An 18,359-nucleotide genomic window follows, 5' to 3' on the forward strand; every position below is an offset into this window, starting at 1 on the left:
ACCTCGTGGTTCGACAGGCTCACCATGAGGTCTACTGGGGCTCCTTGATGACTGACGCCACCACATCACCCTCATCCCGCCGCCGCCTCTCCTTCGAGTGGCTGGGCGTCGCGCCCTTCATCATCTTTGCGGTGATGTTCCTCATCCTGCCCACGCTCTATCTCATCGGCGCCGCCTTTGTCGGCCGCGACGGCCAATTCACCTTCGACAATATCGCGGGCCTGTTCACCGACCAGATCATCGCCGCCTACTGGATTTCGATCCGCATTTCCGGCGCCTCGGCCATCATCGGCGCCCTGATCGGCCTCGCCGTCGCCCTGGCGCTGATCCGTGGCCGCCTGCCCTCGGGCCTGCGTTCGGCCGTCATGACCTTTTCCGGCGTCGCCAGTAATTTCGCCGGCGTGCCGCTGGCCTTCGCCTTCATCTCCACCGTGGGGCGCCTGGGCCTCGTCACCATCATTCTCAAATTCCTGGGCGTCGATATCTACAAGGCCGGCTTCAACCTGCTCAGCTTCTGGGGCCTAACCCTCACCTATCTCTATTTCCAGATTCCGCTGATGATCCTCATCATCGCCCCCGCCATCGATGGGCTGAAGAAGGAATGGAACGAGGCCGCGCAAATCCTGGGCGCCAGCCAATGGCAATTCTGGCGCTATGTCGGCCTGCCCATCCTGTGGCCCAGTTTTTTGGGCACCCTGTCGCTGCTCTTTGCCAATGCCTTCGGCGCCATCGCCACCGCCTATGCGCTGACCGGCTCCTCGCTCAATATCGTGCCCATCCTGCTCTATGCGCAGATCCGCGGTGATGCCCTGCAAAATCCCGGCCTCGGCGCCGCCTTGGCCCTGGGCATGATCCTCATCACCGCCATCGCCAACATCATTTATCTCGTCATCTCAGCCCGCGCCGAGAGGTGGATGAAATGAAAGCCAACAAGTTCTGGGCCTGGCTGGTTTTTGCGCTTGGCGCCGCCTACTTCATCATCCCCCTGGTCGCCACCTTCGAGTTTTCGACCAGGATGCGGCGCGATTATCGCAGCCTGGATGCCTATGCCTCGGTCTTTTCCGATCCGAATTTCCAGGCCACTTTCACCTATTCGGTGGTCATTGGCCTCCTCGCCATCATCGTGGGCATTCTCGTCGTCGTCCCGGCGGTCTATTTCGTCCGCCTGCGCCTGCCCTGGCTGCGCCCCTTCGTCGAATTCCTCACCCTGATGCCGCTGATCATCCCGGCCATCATTCTAGTCTATGGCTATATCCGGCTCTACAATTCCAGCTCGGTCATCCCCTTCACCGGCTCGGCCCTGGGCACCGATATCCTGCTCACCTGCGCCTATGTAACCCTGGCCCTGCCCTATATGTACCGCGCCGTCGATACCGGCATGCGCACCATCGACGTGCAGACCCTGACCGAGGCGGCCCAGATTGCCGGCGCTTCCACGCCCCAGATTATCGGCCGCATCATCCTGCCCAATATTCTGGTCGCGGTGCTGTCCGGCGCCTTCCTCACCTTCGCCATCGTCATCGGCGAATTCACCATTGCCAGCCTGCTCAACCGCCCCGCCTTCGGGCCATATCTGCAAAATATCGGCGCCAACCGCGCCTATGAGCCGGCCGCGCTCGCCATCATTTCCTTCATCATCACCTGGGGCGCCATGGGCATGATCAATGTGCTCGGCCGCTTTGCCCCCCGCACCTCCGCACGGACCGATTGATATGAGCCAAGATTTCCTGTCCGTCGAAAACCTCACCAAGTCCTTCGGCAATAATACTGTCGTAAAAGGCGTCAGCTTCGGCTTCGGCAAGGGCGAGTTCATCTCCCTGCTCGGCCCCTCCGGCTGCGGCAAGACCACGATCCTGCGCATGATTGCCGGCTTTGAAAATCCCACCACCGGCACCATCCGCATCGACGGCGAGGACATTACCCACCTCAAGCCGAACCAGCGCCAGCTCGGCATGGTGTTCCAGGCCTACGCCCTCTTCCCCAATCTCAATGTGGGCGACAATATCGGGTTCGGCCTAAAGATCGCCGGCATGCCTACCGAGCAGCGCCGCGCCCGCGTCGATGAAATGCTCAGGCTCATCGGCCTGCCCGGCTTTGAAAAGCGCTACCCCTACGAAATGTCTGGCGGCCAGCAGCAGCGCGTCGCCCTCGCCCGCGCCATCGCCCCCCGCCCCCGCATGCTGCTGCTCGACGAGCCCCTCTCCGCCCTCGACGCTAAAATCCGCGTCTCCCTGCGCGAAGAAATCCGCGCCATCCAGCTCGACCTCGGCATCACCACCGTTTTCGTCACCCACGATCAGGAAGAAGCCCTCTCCATCTCCGATCGTATCGTGGTGATGAACGCAGGCCATATCGAACAGCTCGGCGCGCCGCACGAGATTTACAACAAACCAGCCACCCGTTTCGTCGCCACCTTCGTCGGCCAGCTCAACACTATCGAGGCGAGTGTCGTCGATGTCGCCGCCAAAACCGTCGCCATTGACGGCCAGACCGTCCGCGTTAGCCAATTGCCCGCCGATGCGCGCGTCGGCGCTAACAGTCTGCTAACATTACGGCCCGAAGTGCTGTCCATCGGCGCCCGCGATGGCAATGACATTACCCTCACCGGTACCATTGCCGACGTGACCTTTCTGGGCTCGGTGATCCGCCTGCGCGTGGCGCTCGGCAAGAACATCCTAAGCCTCGACACCTTCAACGACCAGCGCACCGCACCACCCAGCCGGGGCGAGCCGGTCACCATCAGCCTCGCCAGCAAGGACCTGCTGGCGCTTCAAATATGACAGTAAAAACCCTGTTATATCAGCCACCTATGCGTTTGACGTTGCGCACCGGAAGGCCCATCCTAGGCTCACAACCCGCATAGGACACCCAGCATGGATACCCCCTTCGTCACCACCGAATGGCTCGCCGCCCATCTGAGCGATCCCGATCTCGTGGTGATCGACGCCAGCTGGCACATGCCCAATTCATCCCGCAACGCCCAGGCCGAATACCTCGCCGGCCACATCCCCGGCGCCGTCTTCTTCGACATCGACGGCATCGCCGACACCAGCTCAAATCTGCCGCATATGCTGCCCTCTCCGGCCGATTTCGCCCATATGGTGGGCGCCTTGGGCATTTCGGACCAATCCAATGTCGTCATCTATGACGAACTCGGCCTCTTCTCCGCCCCCCGCGTCTGGTGGACCTTCCGCACCATGGGCGCCGCCAAAGTCCACATCCTGGCCGGCGGCGGCCCCAAATGGCGCGCCGAAAAACGCGCCGTGCAGACCGGCACCGTGACTCGCCACCCGGCGATCTTCGCCGCCCATTTCGATCGCAACCGCGTCGCTGATTTTGAAACCGTGCGCGACCGCAGCCACGACCACGCCGCCCAGATCGCCGACGCCCGCCCCGCTCCGCGCTTCCATGCTGAAGTGCCCGAACCCCGCGCCGGCCTGCGCGGCGGCCACATCCCCGGCAGCGCCAATGTTCCCGTGGGCCTGCTCACCGAAAACGGCCAGATGCGGCCCGTCGCCGAGCTGCAGCAGATCTTCGCCGATCGCGGCATCGACCCCGCCAAACCAATCATCACCTCCTGCGGCTCCGGCATCACCGCGGCCACGCTGGCCCTGGCGCTCGAACTCACCGGCGCCAACAATGTTGCCGTCTATGATGGCTCCTGGACCGAATGGGGCGGCCGCCCCGACGCCGAAATCGAATAACAAGCCCGCGATCCTTACGGCTTTGTAATGTCGTAGCGGGAAAGCCGCTGCTACAGTCCCGCTGATTTCCGGCCCCTGGCGGCCGGATACCGATATTTTCAGCACTTTTTCAGGGTCCAAGGCTTGATACGGCAGCTTCTGGCTTCACTCTTCGTTCTGGCCGCCGCCCTGGCGGCCTGGGTCTTTTTCGTCCCCGGCGCCAGCCAGACCCTGGCTAATTACGGCATCGTCCTGCCCTTCACTGCGCCCGACGACAGCGCCGCCTCCCCCGGCCAACGCCCCGGCGGCGGCCGGCCGGGCGGCGCCCGCCAGACCAATGTGGTGACCACGGGCGTCACCCTTGCCACCATCAATTCCACCCTTTCCGCCATCGGCGAGGGCACGGCCACCCATTCAGTCACCGTCGCCTCCCCCGTCGGCGGCACCCTGGCCGATGTGCTGGTGCGCCCGGGCCAGACCGTAGCGGCCGGCGACATCATCGCCCGGCTCGATTCCGATGCCGAACAGATCGCCTTCGACCGCGCCAAGCTGGCGCTCGATGATGCCCAGGCCACGCTGGCGCGCACGCAGGGGCTGGCCAGCTCCAATGTCGTCGCCCCCTCCGTCGTGACCGCCGCGCAGCTCGCCGCCGCCAATGCCGAACTCGAATTGCGCAACGCCCAGGTTGCCCTCAGTCGCCGCACCATTGCCAGCCCCATTGCCGGCACGGTGGGCCTCATTCAGGTGACGCCGGGCAATTACGTCCCCGCCCAAACCACCGTCACCACCATCGACGATACCTCGGCAATCCTGGTCGATTTCTGGGTGCCCGAGCGCTATGCCGTCTCCATCGCCCCGCAAATGCCGGTGACGGTCACCGCCGTGGCCCTGCCCGGTCGCGTCTTTGATGGCGAGATCAATGCCGTCGACAATCGCATCGATCCGGCCAGCCGCACCTTGCAGGTCCAGGCCGAGATCCCCAATGAAGACAAGGCCCTGCGTGCCGGCATGTCCTTCACCGTGGCTTTGCGCTTTCCCGGCGAGCAATTCCCGGCGGTCAATCCGCTGGCCATTCTGTGGTCGGCCCAGGGCTCCTATGTCTGGAAATATGTGGATGGCAAGGCCACCAAGGTCATGGCCGAAATCATCCAGCGCAACAGCGATGGCGTGCTGGTCCGCGCCGATCTGGCGCCCGGCGACGCCATCATCACCGAAGGCATTCTGCAGCTCAGCGAAGGCGCCGACGTGACCCTGCTCAGCGGCCCCGATGGCACCTTGCCGCCGCAAGAGGCCGTCGCCGCCACCCCAAACTGATCGCGAGGAGGACCGCATGTCGATTGCCGAAAAAAACGAACGCGGCGGAACCCTGGCCGCACTGTTCGTGCGGCGGCCGGTCTTGGCAGTCGTCGTTAACGCCATGATCGTGGTGGCCGGCCTTGCCGCCCTGCTCGGCGCCGAAGTGCGCGAATTGCCCAGCGTCGAGCAGCCCGTCCTCTCCATTTCCACCACCTTCACCGGCGCGGCCGCCGAAACCGTGGACCGCGAAATCACCGCCGTCGTGGAAGGCGCCGTGGCCCGCGTGCAGGGCGTCACCGGCATTTCCTCCAGCTCCTCGACGGGCCAAAGCCGCGTCACCCTCGAATTTTCCGACAGCACTAACCTCGATGTCGCGACCTCCGACGTGCGCGACGCGCTCAGCCGCATCGGCCGCTCCCTGCCCGACAATGTCGATGACCCGGTGATCTTCAAGGCTGATTCCGATGCCCAGCCGGTGATGCAACTGGCCGTCACCTCCGACGCCATGAGCATGGGCGATCTCAGCAAATTGGTGGAAGACACGATCTCCGAGCGGCTCGGCGCCGTCGCCGGCGTCGCCGAAGTACAGGTCTATGGCACGCGCGACACCGCCTTCGATGTCGATGTCGATCCCATCAAGCTGGCCAGCCACGGCCTGACCGTCGCCGATGTGCGCACCGCCCTCGCCACTATCGCGCTCGACACTCCCACCGGCTCGATCAACGGCCCCAACCAGAACATCACCGTTCGCGCCATTTCCGAAGTCACCACCCCGCAGGATTTCGAGAACATCGTCGTCAAGGGCCGCACCCTGCTGGGCGATGTGGCCAGCGTCGTGTTCGACGCCTCCGCCAGCACCTCTTCGCTCCGCTCCAATGGCAAGCCGGGCATTGGGCTGGGCATCGTGCGGCAGGCGCAGTCCAACACGATCGAGATTTCCAAGGGCATTCACAATGCCGTCGAAGTACTGAACCAGACGCTGCCCGCCGGTGTCCAGGTGACCATTTCGAGCGACGATGCCGTGTTCATCGAAGGCGCACTGCACGAGGTCGAAATCGCGCTGGTCGTGGCGCTGGTCGTCGTCGTCGCCATCATCTTCCTCTTCCTGCTCGATTGGCGCGCCACCATCGTTCCCGCCATTTCCATGCCCATCGCCCTGCTCGGCGCCGTAGCCGGCATCTACGTCATGGGCTTTTCGCTCAACATCATCACCCTGCTCGCTTTGGTGCTGGCGACGGGGCTGGTGGTCGATGACGCCATTGTCGTGCTCGAAAATATCGTGCGCCGCAAAGGCATGGGCGCCGGCCCGCGCGCTGCCGCCGTGCTGGGCACCCAGGAAGTGTTCTTCGCTGTCATCGCCACGACGCTCACCCTCGCCGCCGTCTTCATTCCGCTGTCCTTCCTCTCTGGACAAACTGGACGGCTATTCCGCGAATTCGGCTTCACCCTCGCCATCGCCGTGCTGCTTTCCTCTATCGTTGCCCTCTCCATGGGCCCGATGATCGCCTCGCGCTTCCTCAAACAGGGCGAGCACAAAAGCCATGGCGGCATTCTGGGCGCCTTTGGCCGCGCCTGCGCCCGCTTCTATCGCGGCTCGCTCCGCGTCGCGCTGGCCAACCCCTTTGTCGTGGTGCTGATCGCCCTGCTCTTCGCGGCCTCGTCCTATTTCGTCTATGGCAATCTGCGCCAGGAAATCACCCCGCCCGAGGATCGCTCGCAAATCCAGCTGCGCATTCAGGCCCCCACCACCGCTAGCCTCGACTATATCCGCACCCAGCTCACCACGGTCGAAACCATGCTGCAGCCCTTCGTCGCCAGCGGCGAAGTGCGCTCCATTTTCGTGCTCTCCGGCTGGGGCAGTGGCGGCTCGCTGACCCTGACGCTCGCCCCCTGGTCCGAACGCGCCCGCAGCCAGCAGCAGATCGCCACCGACATCACCGCGCTGATGGCCCAGGTGCCCGGCGTGCGCGCCTCTGTCGGTCAGGGCAATAGCCTGGGCATCCGGGGCGGCGGCTCCGGCCTGCAATTTGCCGTGGTTGGCTCCAACTATACGGTGCTCGCCGACACCGCCGAATCCATCGCCGACCTGCTGGAAGAAGACGGCCGCTTCGGCCGGGTCACCGTCAATTTCGACACTACCCAGCCGCAGCTGACCCTGGTGGTCAATCGCGAACGCGCCGACGCGCTGGGCATCGATATCAATGGCTTGGCCTCCACCATGCAGGCCATGATCGATGGCAGTGATATCGGCAATGTCTTCATCGATGACACCAGCTACACCGTGCGCATGGTCTCGACCAGCAACCCCATCAACGACCCCCGCGATCTCGAAAGCCTGTTCGTGCGCACCGGCGACGGGCGCTATGTGCCCATGTCCACCATCGCCACCATCACCGAATCCGCCGTGCCCCCCACCCTGCGGCGCGAGGCCCAGCGCCGCGCCGTCAATGTGACGGCAAGCCTCGAAGACGGCATGGCATTGGGCGATGCCTATAATCAGATGCTCGAAATGGCTCGCCCCATCCTGCCCGAAGGCACTACCATCCTGCCGCTGGCTGAAGCCAAGACGCTGGGCGAATCCACCAATGGCCTGTTCGTCACCTTCGGCTTTGCGCTGGTCATCATCCTGCTCGTCCTCGCCGCCCAGTTCGAGAGCGTCTGGAGCGCCGTCATCGTCATGACCACCGTGCCCTTCGGCGTGGCGGCAGCGCTCTATGCGCTATTGGTGACAGGCGGGAGTCTCAACATCTTCAGCCAGATCGGGCTGGTGCTCGTGGTCGGCATCATGGCCAAGAACGGCATCCTGATCGTCGAATTCGCCAACCAGCTACGCGACCGCGGCATATCGGTGCGCGAGGCGATCGAGGAAGCCTCCAACATCCGCCTGCGCCCCGTCATGATGACCATGATCGCCACCATCCTGGGCGGCCTGCCCCTGGTCCTCGCCAGCGGCGCCGGCGCCGAAGCCCGCGCGGCCCTGGGCTGGGTCATGGTCGGCGGCCTGAGCTTTGCCGCCGTCTCCACCCTCTACCTCACCCCCGTCGCCTACCTCCTGATGGCCCGCTTCAGCAAACCCAAAGTCGAGGAAGAAGCCCGCCTTGAACGGGAGTTGGACGCGGCCAATGGGATAGGGGAGCCGGCGGAATAACGCCTACCGCACCTTGATCAGCAGGATCACCAGCAGCCAGATGCTGGCGACATGAATGAGCAAAAACCGCAGCAACACCTGCGCATTGGACCAGTGCAGGTTCTTGCGCACATGGTCATGGAACGGAAACCGGATCGACCCCAATATCCGCCAGCCGAACAGCCGCATCAGCGCAACCTTGGCCAGCCCCGTGGCGCCATTGAACAACAGCAACGCACCAACGAAAAACACCGTTGCCGGATTGCCGGTAACCACGACGCACATGCCGACAAAGAGCCCGATCGGCCGCGACCCCGCATCGCCCATCAAAGCCGCGCTGGGCGGCGCATTGTGCCAGAGATAACCCAGAATGGCCCCGCAAAACACCGCCGCCGCCAGCGCCCAACTGACCGCATCGGGATTGTACGGGATCAGCAGGTATTTCGCATTGTTGACATCGCCAACCACAAAATAGAGCAGAAAACCCAGCACGCAGATGGTGAATGACGACAGCGTGCCGGACACCCCATCCACCCCGTCATTGCAGTTCACCGCATTGATGCACAGCCACACCACCGGGGTATAGAGCAGCACCCCGCCCCACCAGGGCAGCGTGAAATGCGCCGAGGTAAACGGCAGCCAGATCTCCGTATTGGCGCCGTTCATCAGCACCACGCAAACAAACAGCGCGATCGCCAGATCCGTCAGCCCCAGCGTCAATTCGCTCAGCCCACCCGGCTTGCTGTCGTCGAGATACCCAACCCCGGAAGCGATCAGCAGCGCCCCCAGGCAAAAATACAGTTTGGGATCAAACGGCAGGCAGATCAGCAGCACCCCCACCGTGATCAGCACGATAAAAATGCCCACCCCCACCGGCTTGCCGACGCTCTCCTCAGCATTCACCGCATGCGCGCGTCCCTTGTCCTTGGTCAGCACATGCCAGACCCGCGGCAGCATCAGCAGCGACAGCGTCGCCGATAGCAGCGCGCCCAATGCCGCCAGCACCGGATAGGAGGCCAGCAATCGCGCCGGGCCCCAGAACGGGGCGATGAACTCGGAGAGATAAGTAAGCATGGTGAGCCGATCAGTGTTGCGCCGGCCCGCCTTGAGTCGGGACCGCGCGCTATGATCGCCGCTGCGTCCCGCCAGATCAACGCCGGCAACGAAAAGGCCGCCGGGTCACCCCGACGGCCTCGTCATTCAGCCTGAAAAATCAGGCCTTGTTCTTGTTGTAGAGATCGAAGAACACCGCCGCGAGCAGCACGATGCCCTTGATCATCTGCTGCCAATCGATGTTGACGCCCATGATCGACATGCCGTTGTTCATCACGCCCATGATGAAAGCACCGATCACCGCGCCGGCCACGGCACCCACACCGCCCAGCGCCGAAGCGCCGCCGATGAAGACCGAGGCGATCACGTCAAGCTCCAGCCCCTGCCCGGCTTTGGGCGTGGCGGAGTTGAGGCGCGCCGCATAGATCATGCCGGCCAAAGCGGCTAGCGCACCCATGATGGCGAACACATAGAAGGTCAGCCGTTCGGTCTTGATGCCCGACAGGGCCGCCGCCTTGAGATTGCCGCCCAGCGCATAGATGCGGCGGCCAAAGGTCATGCGCTTGGTGATGAACACGAACAGCGCAATCAGCAGCGCCATCACCACCAGCACGTTCGGCAGGCCACGATAGGAAGCCAGCATATAGCCGAAGAACAGCACGATGGCGGCCACGACCAGGTTCTTGGCGACGAACAGTCCGAACGGCTCGCTTTCATAGCCGCGGGCCTTGCGGCGGGAGCGGCCGTGAATGGCGAACGCCACCATGGCGACCACGCCGACAATGGCGATGACCAGGCTCGTGGTATGCAGCACGACCGGCTGCACGCCCTCGCTGGCGGCAACCAGCGTGGTGGGCCCGATCAGGTCGGGGATGAACCCGGCCGACAGCAGCTGGAATTCGGCCGGGAAAGGACCAACCGACTTGCCGGCCAGAATGGCCAGCGACAGGCCTTTGAAGATCAGCATGCCGGCCAGCGTCACGATGAAGCTGGGGATTTTGTGATAGGCGATCAAATAGCCCTGCGCCGCCCCGATCACGGCGCCCACGACGATACAAATCGCGCCGGCAACGAAGGGATTGGCGAGAAATGCCAGTTCGGGCGGGAAGCGCCAGCCCACCATCAGCATGGCGGCTAGCGCGCCGACAAAGCCCGAAACCGAGCCCACCGACAGATCGATATGGCCGGCCACGATGACCAGCAACATGCCCAGCGCCATCACGATGATATAGCTGTTCTGCAGGATGATATTGGTGAGGTTGACCGGCTTGAACAGCACGCCGCCAGTGAAATACTGGAAGAACAGCATGATCAGGATCAGCGCCAGCATAAGGCCGTAATCGCGCATATTGGCCTGCAGGGCGCCCCAGACGCTGAGCTCCTGAACCGTGACCTTTTCGCCGGTTGCGGTGACGCCCGACGGGGCAGTTTCTGTGGTCATGATGCCTTCCCTTCCGCGCGAACGATCGCGCGCATGATCTTTTCCTGGCTCGCTTCGGCAGTGGGCATCTCGCCCACCATGCGGCCTTCGTTCATTACGTAAAGCCGGTCGGTGATGCCGAGCAGTTCGGGCATTTCCGAGGAGATGACCAGGATTGCCTTACCCTGCGCCGCCAGCTGGTTGATGATGGTGTAGATTTCGTACTTCGCGCCGACATCGATGCCGCGCGTCGGCTCGTCCAGGATCAGCACTTCGGGATTGGCGAACAGCCACTTGCTGAGCACCACCTTCTGTTGATTGCCACCCGACAGGTTACCCGTCACCTGATAGACGCTCGAGGAGCGGATATTGGTTTTCTTGCGATAATCATTGGCCGCGTCGAGTTCGGCTAGGTCGTCGATCACCCCAAAGCGCGACACGCCCCCGAGATTGGCCAGGGTCGTATTGTTCTTGATGTGGTCGATCAGGTTGAGGCCATAGGTCTTGCGGTCCTCGGTCGCGTAGGCGATGCCATGGGCGACCGCCTTGCCGACGCTGGACGTGTCGATCTTCTTGCCATGCAGGAAGACTTCGCCGGAGATCTTCTGGCCATAGGATTTACCGAACAGGCTCATGGCGAATTCGGTGCGGCCCGAGCCCATCAGCCCGGCAATACCCACCACTTCGCCCTTGCGCACGTTCAGGTCGATATTCTTGATCACCTGCCGGTCGCGATGCTGGGGGTGATAGACGCTCCAGTTCTTGACCTCGAACACCACTTCGCCAATCTGCGGCGTGCGGCTGGGATAGCGATCATCAAGCGAGCGGCCCACCATCGAGGTGATGATCCGGTCTTCCGAGATCTGCTCCTTGTTCATAGTCTCGATGGTGCGGCCGTCGCGGATTACGGTGATCCGGTCGGCGACCTTGCTGATTTCGTTGAGCTTGTGCGAGATCAGGATCGAGGTAATGCCCTGGCGCCGGAACTCGACCAGCAGGTCGAGCAAAGCCGCACTGTCCTTTTCCGACAGGCTGGCGGTCGGTTCGTCCAGGATCAGCAGCTTGACCTCTTTGGACAAAGCCTTGGCGATCTCCACCAATTGCTGCTTGCCCACGCCGATATTGGTCACCAGCGTATCGGGATCTTCCTTGAGCCCGACCATGGACAGCAGCTTGCGCGCGCCATCGCGGGTCTCGTCCCAGTCGATCACGCCACCCTTGGCCTGTTCATTGCCGAGGAAAATGTTTTCCGCAATCGACAGCAGCGGCACCAGCGCCAGCTCCTGGTGGATAATGACGATACCGACATGCTCGCTGTCGCGGATGGATTTGAAGTTCTGTTCCTGGCCCTTGTAGATGATCTGCCCGTCATAGCTGCCGGCCGGATAGACCCCGCTGAGCACCTTCATCAGGGTCGACTTGCCCGCGCCGTTCTCGCCCACGATGGCGTGGATCTCGGCTTCGCGGACATCGAGATTGACGTCCTGCAGCGCCTTGACGCCCGGGAACGTCTTGGTGATGCCGCGCATCTCTAGAATAGTATCGGTCATACTGCACTCACCGGCGGTAGGGTCGCTCGAAAGAGGCCCGCTTTATCTGCGGGCCCCCGGTTTGGTCAATCGTCTTTATTTCAGGTCTTCTTCCTTGATGTAGCCCGAGTCAACCACGAGTTCCTTGTAGTTGACCGCGTCCACTTCATAGGGCGTGAGAAGGATCGAGGGTACGACCTTGACACCATTGTTATACGTGGTCGTGTCGAGCCCTTCGGGCGTAGCCCCGCTCAGCACGGTATCGACCAGATCGCCGGTGACCCGGGCCAGTTCGCGCGTATCCTTATAAACGGTGGAATACTGCTCGCCGGCAATGATCGCCTTGATCGAGGGGATTTCAGCGTCCTGGCCCGAGATGATCGGATAGGCCAGATCGGCCGAGCCGTAACCAATGCCCTTGAGCGAGGAGATGATGCCACGTGCCACGCCGTCATTAGGCGATAGCACGGCATCGACATGGCTGCCGTCCGAATAATAGGCCGAGAGCAGGTTATCCATGCGGGCCTGGGCAGTCGCCCCGTCCCAACGCAGCGTGCCCACCTTGTCCATGCCCTGCTGGCCGGACTTGACCACTAGCACGCCGGAATCGATCAGCGGCTGCAGCACGCTCATGGCGCCGTCGTAGAAGAAGAAGGCGTTGTTGTCGTCGGGCGAACCGCCGAACAGCTCGATATTGAACGGGCCCTGCTTCTCCGGATAACCCAGGCCCTTGAGGATCGAATTGGCCTGCAGCACGCCAACCTTGAAGTTGTCGAACGTGGTGTAATAATCGACATTGGCGGTGTCGCGGATCAGCCGGTCATAAGCGATGACCTTGACGCCGGCGGCCGCAGCCTGCTCGAGCACGGCGCTCAGCGTGGTGCCGTCCAGCGCCGCAATCACCAGCGCCTTGGAGCCCTTGGTGACCATGTTTTCGATCTGGGCGAGCTGGTTCGGGATATCGTCGCCGGCATATTGCAGGTCGACGGTATAGCCCTTGGCTTCCAGTGCCGACTTGAGCTCGGCACCATCCGAATTCCAGCGCAGCGTGGTCTGCTCCGGCATGGAAATGCCGATCGTGCCCTTGTCCTGGGCGGCAACCAGGCCCGCCGAGCCCAGCACAAACGCGCCCGTCAAAGCGACGGCGGCGAACGATTTCAAAATGTTCATTCTTTTCTCCCTAACGATGTTGTGCAGTCTTGTTCAGGAACGCGCAAAAATAGGCTCGTCATTGCATTGTGACAGCGCAATGATCGAACCGATTACACGACACCAGATCCGGGTCTGCTTGACCTATCCAGTTGGCGGCTTTGCGCCTTGCCCCTCCCAAGCCAACAACTCGAGAATATGGCACGCAATGAACCTTCGCAAGAATTTTGAGGTACGTGCATCGATTTGCTCATTATTTCGATGTGCCTCAATTTGTTAGATAAAACGAGGCCCCGCGTTGCCGCGGGGCCCTTTGTTCAGGCAGCTAGCTGCTTACTGCACGTCTTCCGGCTTCAGGTAACCCGAGTCGATCACCAGTTCCTGGTAGTTCGACTTGTCGACCTCATAGGGAGTCAGCAGGATCGAAGGAACGACCTTGACGCCATTGTTGTAGGTCGTGGTGTCCAGGCCCTCAGGCGTGCCACCGCTCAGCACGGTGTCGACCAGATCGCCAGTGACACGGGCCAGTTCGCGCGTGTCCTTGTAGACGGTCGAGTACTGCTCGCCGGCAATGATTGCCTTGACGGACGGAGCTTCGGCATCCTGGCCCGAAATGACAGGCCAAGGCTGGTCGGCAGAGCCGTAGCCAATGCCGCGCAGCGACGAGATGATACCGCGGCTCAGACCGTCATAGGGGGACAGGACCGCGTCAACGCGCGAGCCGTCCGAGTAGTTGGCGGACAGGATATTGTCCATGCGGGCCTGGGCGACAGCACCGTCCCAACGCAGGGTACCCACAGTGTCCATGCCCTGCTGGCCGGACTTGACCACCAGCACGCCGGAATCGATCAGCGGCTGGAACACGCTCATCGCGCCGTCATAGAAGAAGAAGGCGTTGTTGTCGTCGGGCGAACCGCCGAACAGCTCGATATTGAACGGGCCCTGCTTTTCCGGATAACCCAGACCCTTGAGGATCGAGTTGGCCTGCAGCACGCCGACCTGGAAATTGTCGAACGTGGTGTAATAGTCGACATTGGCGGTGTCGCGGATCAGGCGGTCATAAGCGATGACCTTGATGCCGGCGTCAGCGGCCTGCTGCAGCACGGCGCTCAGCGTAGTGCCATCGATCGAGGCAACCACCAGGGCCTTGACGCCCTTGGTGACCATGTTTTCGATCTGGGCGAGCTGGTTGGGGATATCGTCTTCCGCATATTGCAGGTCGACGGTGTAGCCCTTGCCTTCCAGCGCGGCCTTGAGTTCGTTGCCGTCCGAGATCCAGCGCAGCGACGACTGGGTCGGCATGGCAATGCCGATCTGGCCCTTGTCCTGGGCGAAGACCGCCGTCGAAGCAGTCAGCGCCATTGCGCCGACAGCCAGCACGGTGGCAAGCGTTTTGAAAACCTTCACGTCTCGACTCCCTTTTTGTATTTCGAGTTCATAAAGCTTTGGAATGGTCGTCAGGGGAGAGCCGGCTCGACATGCAGGGCGCAACCGCAGGAAATCGAGACCGATCCCGCGACGGGTAACAGCGGGCGAATACCCGCAGGCACGCCGTCATTCGTTGCTGCATGAAAATCCTCCACAAGGAACGGCGATTGCCGTTTGGGCCCTCCCAAGCCCACGCCCGGAAGCTAGAATAGTCAGATACCTTTTGTAAAGCGGCTTCCGTCGGAAGTGGCTAACAAGCCCGTGTCTTGCCCGACAATAGTCGCAGTTGCGGTGCATCGCTGCGCCCTATATCGTCTGTCTGCCTTCGGAGGACATCCGCATGAGGCGCCGTCCAAACGGCCCCGGCGAATGCAAAGGTATCAGATATCAGGAGGAAAAGTGGTCAATCACGAGGGGGATGCTCGCCCCGATCAATCGGCGGCAAGCGTGGTTGCGGACGACCTGGCTCAGATGATTCTGGGTGAATTGGTGCCGGGCACCAGCCTGCCCAGCGAAGCCGAATTGGCCAGCCGCTACGAGGTCAGCCGCCTGACGATTCGCGAGGCGGTGAAGCTGCTCGAGGGCCGCGGCCTGCTCGAGCTCGCCCGTGGCCGCCGTGCCGTGGTGCGCGAACCCGATGGCGCCGCCTTTGCCGATTTCCTCACCTCGATCATCCGCTATGATCCCAAAGGGCTCTACGACCTGATCGAAGTGCGGCTTTCCCTGGAAGTCCAATCGGCGACCCTGGCCGCCAAGCGCTCCACCCGCGCCGGCCAGACCGCTATAGAAAGCGCCCTCGAAGGCATGCGCGAAACCCTCGCCACCGGCCTCGATACCCCCGAGCAGGAATTGGCCTTCCACACTTTCGATGTCGGCTTCCACGAAGCGGTGGCCCTCGCCAGCGGCAATCGCGTGCTCGGCTATCTCTTTGAAGCCATGGCCCAGCCACTGCGCGAAGGCTTTTTCATCAGCCGCCGCGGCCACGAACAGCGCGGCCATACCCTGGCCCACACCGTCGAAGCCCACCAGCGCATTCTCGACAATATCAGACAAGGCAATAGCCGCGCCGCCGCCGAAGCCATGCGCCTCCACCTCAAGGACACCGAACGCGACATCCGCACCGCCCTCAGCCAATTACGGCAGGGCTTGCCCAAGACGTAGCTGTGGCCGAATACTCCGCCCCATGATTTCGAGGAATCGGCATGGCCAACAAACCCGATAGCCCCAGCACGCGGCTCGACGACGCCGCGCGGGCCGGCTGGCTCTATTATGTCGCGGGCAATACCCAGGAAGAAATCGCCAGCAAACTCGGCATTTCCCGCCAATCCGCCCAGCGCCTCGTCTCCCTCTCGGTCAGCGAAGGCCTGATCAAGGTCCGGCTCGATCACCCGATCGGCCGCTGCATGGACCTCGCCGCGCGCCTCAAATCCCGCTTCGCGCTCGATCTGGTGGAAGTCGTCCCCTCCGACCCCGCCAGCACCTCCACCACGATCGGCCTTGCCGAAGCCGCCGCCGCCGAAATCGAACGCTGGCTCAAGCGCCCCGACCCCATCATCATGGCTATCGGCACCGGCCGCACGCTCAAGGCCGCCATCGAGCAGCTCATGCCCATGGAATGCCCGCACCACAAGGTGGTGGCGCTGACCGGCAGTATTGCTCCCGACGGCTCGGCCGCTTTCTACAACGTCATTTTCAACGTTGCCGACACGGTCAAGGCCCGCAGCTTTCCCATGCCCCTGCCCGTCATTGCCTCCTCGGCCCGCGAACGCGAAATGTTGCATTCCCAGCCCATGATCCGCGAAACCCTGGCCCTGGCCGCCCAGGCCGACGTGACCTTTGTCGGCGTCGGCGAAATCGGCCCCGACGCCCCGCTCTATCTCGATGGCTTCATCTCCGACGACGAACTCAAGGCCCTGCAAAAGGCCGGCGCCGTCGGGGAAATCTGCGGCTGGAGCTTTGACGCCGATGGCAAACTGATCGAGGGCCTCACCAATGAGCGCGTCGCCTCCGCCTCGATTCCCTCCCGCGAAAATTCTCTGGTCATAGCAATTGCCATGGGCCGCAAGAAATTGCCCGGCATCCGCGCCACGCTCAACCGGCGATTGGTGAACGGCATCATCACCGACGAAGCCACCGCCGAAGGCCTGCTGGCCTAGCGCCAATCCCCTGATCCAAAACATTAATCCGGCCAAACAGGCCATTTCCTGCCGTACGTACGTCACGCGTCCAGCGCATGACACGCTTGACTCTGCTGCATGATGTGCGAGTATTTGCTCATAACTGGAACAAATGCCCGTTCCGGTACGGGAGGAATTTGATGAAACTTACACCCCTTTTCGTGGGCGCTTTGACGCTCGCGCTGGCCACATCCGCATCCGCGCAGACCCTCACCATTGCCACTGTGAACAATGGCGACATGGTGCGCATGCAGGGCCTGTCGTCCGCTTTCACCGCCGATACTGGCATCGAACTCAATTGGGTCGTGCTGGAAGAAAATACCCTGCGCCAGAACGTCACCACCGACATCGCCACCAATGGCGGCCAATATGACGTGATGACCATCGGCACCTATGAGGCCCCGATCTGGGCCAAGCAGGGCTGGCTCGTGCCGCTCGATGGCCTGAGCGCCGACGCCGCCTATGACGTCGATGATCTGCTGCCCCCCATCCGCGATGGCCTGTCCTATGAAGGCAAGCTCTATGCGGCGCCCTTCTATGGCGAAAGCTCCATGGTCATGTATCGCAAGGACCTGATGGAAAAAGCGGGCCTGACCATGCCCGACGCCCCCACCTGGGAATTCATCGGCCAGGCCGCCCGCGCCATGACCGATCGCGCCAATGACATCAACGGCATCTGCCTGCGCGGCAAGGCCGGCTGGGGCGAAAACATGGCCTTCCTCACCGCCATGTCCAATTCCTTCGGCGCCCGCTGGTTCGATGAAAACTGGAAGCCCCAGTTCGATCAGCCCGAATGGAAGTCCACCCTCGACACCTATCTGGGCCTGATGGCCGATGCCGGCCCCTCCGGCGCCTCCTCCAACGGCTTCAACGAAAATCTCACCCTGTTCCAGCAGGGCAAATGCGGCATGTGGATCGACGCCACGGTCGCCGCCTCCTTCGTGATCAACCCCACTGACTCCACCGTCGCCGACCAGGTCGGCTTTGCCCTGGCGCCCGATAACGGCCTGGGCAAGCGCGGCAACTGGCTCTGGGCCTGGTCGCTGGCCATCCCCAAGAGCAGCCAGAATGCCGAAGCCGCCGAAAAATTCATCGATTGGGCCACCAACAAGGCCTATCTCGATACCGTCGCCGCACAGGACGGCTGGGCCAACGTGCCTCCCGGCACCCGCGCCTCGCTCTATGCCAATGCCGATTATCAGGCCGCGGCACCCTTCGCCAAGATGACGCTGGATTCCATCAATTCGGCCAATCCGAGCGAACCCACCGTCAAGCCCGTGCCCTATACCGGCGTGCAATTCGTAGCGATCCCCGAGTTTGCCGGGATCGCCACCAATGTCGGCCAGCTCTTCTCAGCCGCCCTCGCCGGCCAGATGTCCGCCGACGACGCCCTGGCCCAAGCCCAGGACGCCGCCACCCGCGACATGACCCGCGCCGGCTATATCAAGTAGGCTCTCCAAAACTAAACCGCCCGGTCAAAGGTCCCCCCTGTCGGCC

Annotated in this window: 14 protein-coding genes; 9 read left to right on the forward strand and 5 right to left on the reverse strand. The window is 62.5% G+C overall.

The annotated features are described in order from the left end of the window. Positions 1–47: 47 nt before the first annotated feature. From ACI3KW_RS09765 to ACI3KW_RS09790, 6 genes are all read left to right on the forward strand, one after another. Entirely contained in the window at positions 48–923 is an 876-nt protein-coding gene (locus tag ACI3KW_RS09765; protein ID WP_404847910.1) for an ABC transporter permease, read from the forward strand. After that, the gene (locus ACI3KW_RS09770) at positions 920–1,711 is read left to right on the forward strand and encodes an ABC transporter permease subunit (protein ID WP_113121472.1); all 792 of its coding nucleotides are present in this window, start codon (positions 920–922) and stop codon (positions 1,709–1,711) included. Before ACI3KW_RS09765 ends, ACI3KW_RS09770 begins: the two co-directional genes overlap by 4 nt. 1 nt (position 1,712) lies before the next feature. Next, positions 1,713–2,780 (forward strand): ABC transporter ATP-binding protein, encoded by a 1,068-nt coding sequence (locus ACI3KW_RS09775; protein ID WP_404847911.1) that lies wholly within the window; start codon positions 1,713–1,715, stop codon positions 2,778–2,780. A gap of 93 nt (positions 2,781–2,873) precedes the next feature. Beyond that, on the forward strand, positions 2,874–3,704 hold the full coding sequence (gene sseA, locus ACI3KW_RS09780; RefSeq protein WP_404847912.1) for a 3-mercaptopyruvate sulfurtransferase: 831 nt from the start codon (positions 2,874–2,876) through the stop codon (positions 3,702–3,704). A 123-nt stretch (positions 3,705–3,827) separates the two neighbouring features. Continuing rightward, positions 3,828–4,997 carry an efflux RND transporter periplasmic adaptor subunit gene (locus ACI3KW_RS09785; protein WP_404847913.1) on the forward strand — a complete coding sequence of 390 codons (1,170 nt, stop codon included), beginning with the start codon at positions 3,828–3,830 and terminating at the stop codon, positions 4,995–4,997. A 16-nt stretch (positions 4,998–5,013) separates the two neighbouring features. Then, entirely contained in the window at positions 5,014–8,127 is a 3,114-nt protein-coding gene (locus tag ACI3KW_RS09790; protein WP_404847914.1) for an efflux RND transporter permease subunit, read from the forward strand. Between the two features lie 3 nt (positions 8,128–8,130). Here the strand turns inward: ACI3KW_RS09790 and ACI3KW_RS09795 are convergent, their stop codons facing one another. The 5 genes from ACI3KW_RS09795 to chvE (ACI3KW_RS09815) all read right to left on the reverse strand — a co-directional run bounded on the left by ACI3KW_RS09795 (position 8,131) and on the right by chvE (ACI3KW_RS09815) (position 14,619). Beyond that, positions 8,131–9,180: a hypothetical protein gene (locus ACI3KW_RS09795; protein ID WP_404847915.1), complete on the reverse strand. Its 1,050-nt coding sequence runs from the start codon at positions 9,178–9,180 to the stop codon at positions 8,131–8,133. Between the two features lie 139 nt (positions 9,181–9,319). Next, a complete protein-coding gene (gene mmsB, locus ACI3KW_RS09800) occupies positions 9,320–10,600 on the reverse strand; it encodes a multiple monosaccharide ABC transporter permease (protein WP_390888765.1) in 1,281 nt (426 codons plus the stop codon). After that, positions 10,597–12,129, reverse strand: a complete 1,533-nt coding sequence (gene mmsA, locus ACI3KW_RS09805) for a multiple monosaccharide ABC transporter ATP-binding protein (protein ID WP_404847916.1) — start codon at positions 12,127–12,129, stop codon at positions 10,597–10,599. Before mmsA ends, mmsB begins: the two co-directional genes overlap by 4 nt. A 75-nt stretch (positions 12,130–12,204) precedes the next feature. Then, on the reverse strand, positions 12,205–13,269 hold the full coding sequence (gene chvE, locus ACI3KW_RS09810; RefSeq protein WP_262171993.1) for a multiple monosaccharide ABC transporter substrate-binding protein: 1,065 nt from the start codon (positions 13,267–13,269) through the stop codon (positions 12,205–12,207). Between the two features lie 321 nt (positions 13,270–13,590). After that, positions 13,591–14,619 carry a multiple monosaccharide ABC transporter substrate-binding protein gene (gene chvE, locus ACI3KW_RS09815; protein WP_262171991.1) on the reverse strand — a complete coding sequence of 343 codons (1,029 nt, stop codon included), beginning with the start codon at positions 14,617–14,619 and terminating at the stop codon, positions 13,591–13,593. Between the two features lie 465 nt (positions 14,620–15,084). On the opposite strand from chvE (ACI3KW_RS09815), the gene ACI3KW_RS09820 reads away from it, so the two are divergent. The 3 genes from ACI3KW_RS09820 to ACI3KW_RS09830 all read left to right on the forward strand — a co-directional run bounded on the left by ACI3KW_RS09820 (position 15,085) and on the right by ACI3KW_RS09830 (position 18,313). Beyond that, complete coding sequence (locus ACI3KW_RS09820; protein ID WP_162740189.1) at positions 15,085–15,846, forward strand: FCD domain-containing protein; 762 nt, start codon at positions 15,085–15,087, stop codon at positions 15,844–15,846. A gap of 41 nt (positions 15,847–15,887) precedes the next feature. After that, the gene (locus tag ACI3KW_RS09825; RefSeq protein WP_113121461.1) at positions 15,888–16,841 is read left to right on the forward strand and encodes a sugar-binding transcriptional regulator; all 954 of its coding nucleotides are present in this window, start codon (positions 15,888–15,890) and stop codon (positions 16,839–16,841) included. Positions 16,842–17,002: 161 nt separating this feature from the next. Beyond that, the gene (locus tag ACI3KW_RS09830) at positions 17,003–18,313 is read left to right on the forward strand and encodes an ABC transporter substrate-binding protein (RefSeq protein WP_404847917.1); all 1,311 of its coding nucleotides are present in this window, start codon (positions 17,003–17,005) and stop codon (positions 18,311–18,313) included. Positions 18,314–18,359 lie beyond the last annotated feature (46 nt).

The organism is Devosia sp. ZW T5_3 (assembly GCF_044987315.1).
Taxonomy (GTDB): Bacteria; Pseudomonadota; Alphaproteobacteria; order Rhizobiales; family Devosiaceae; genus Devosia.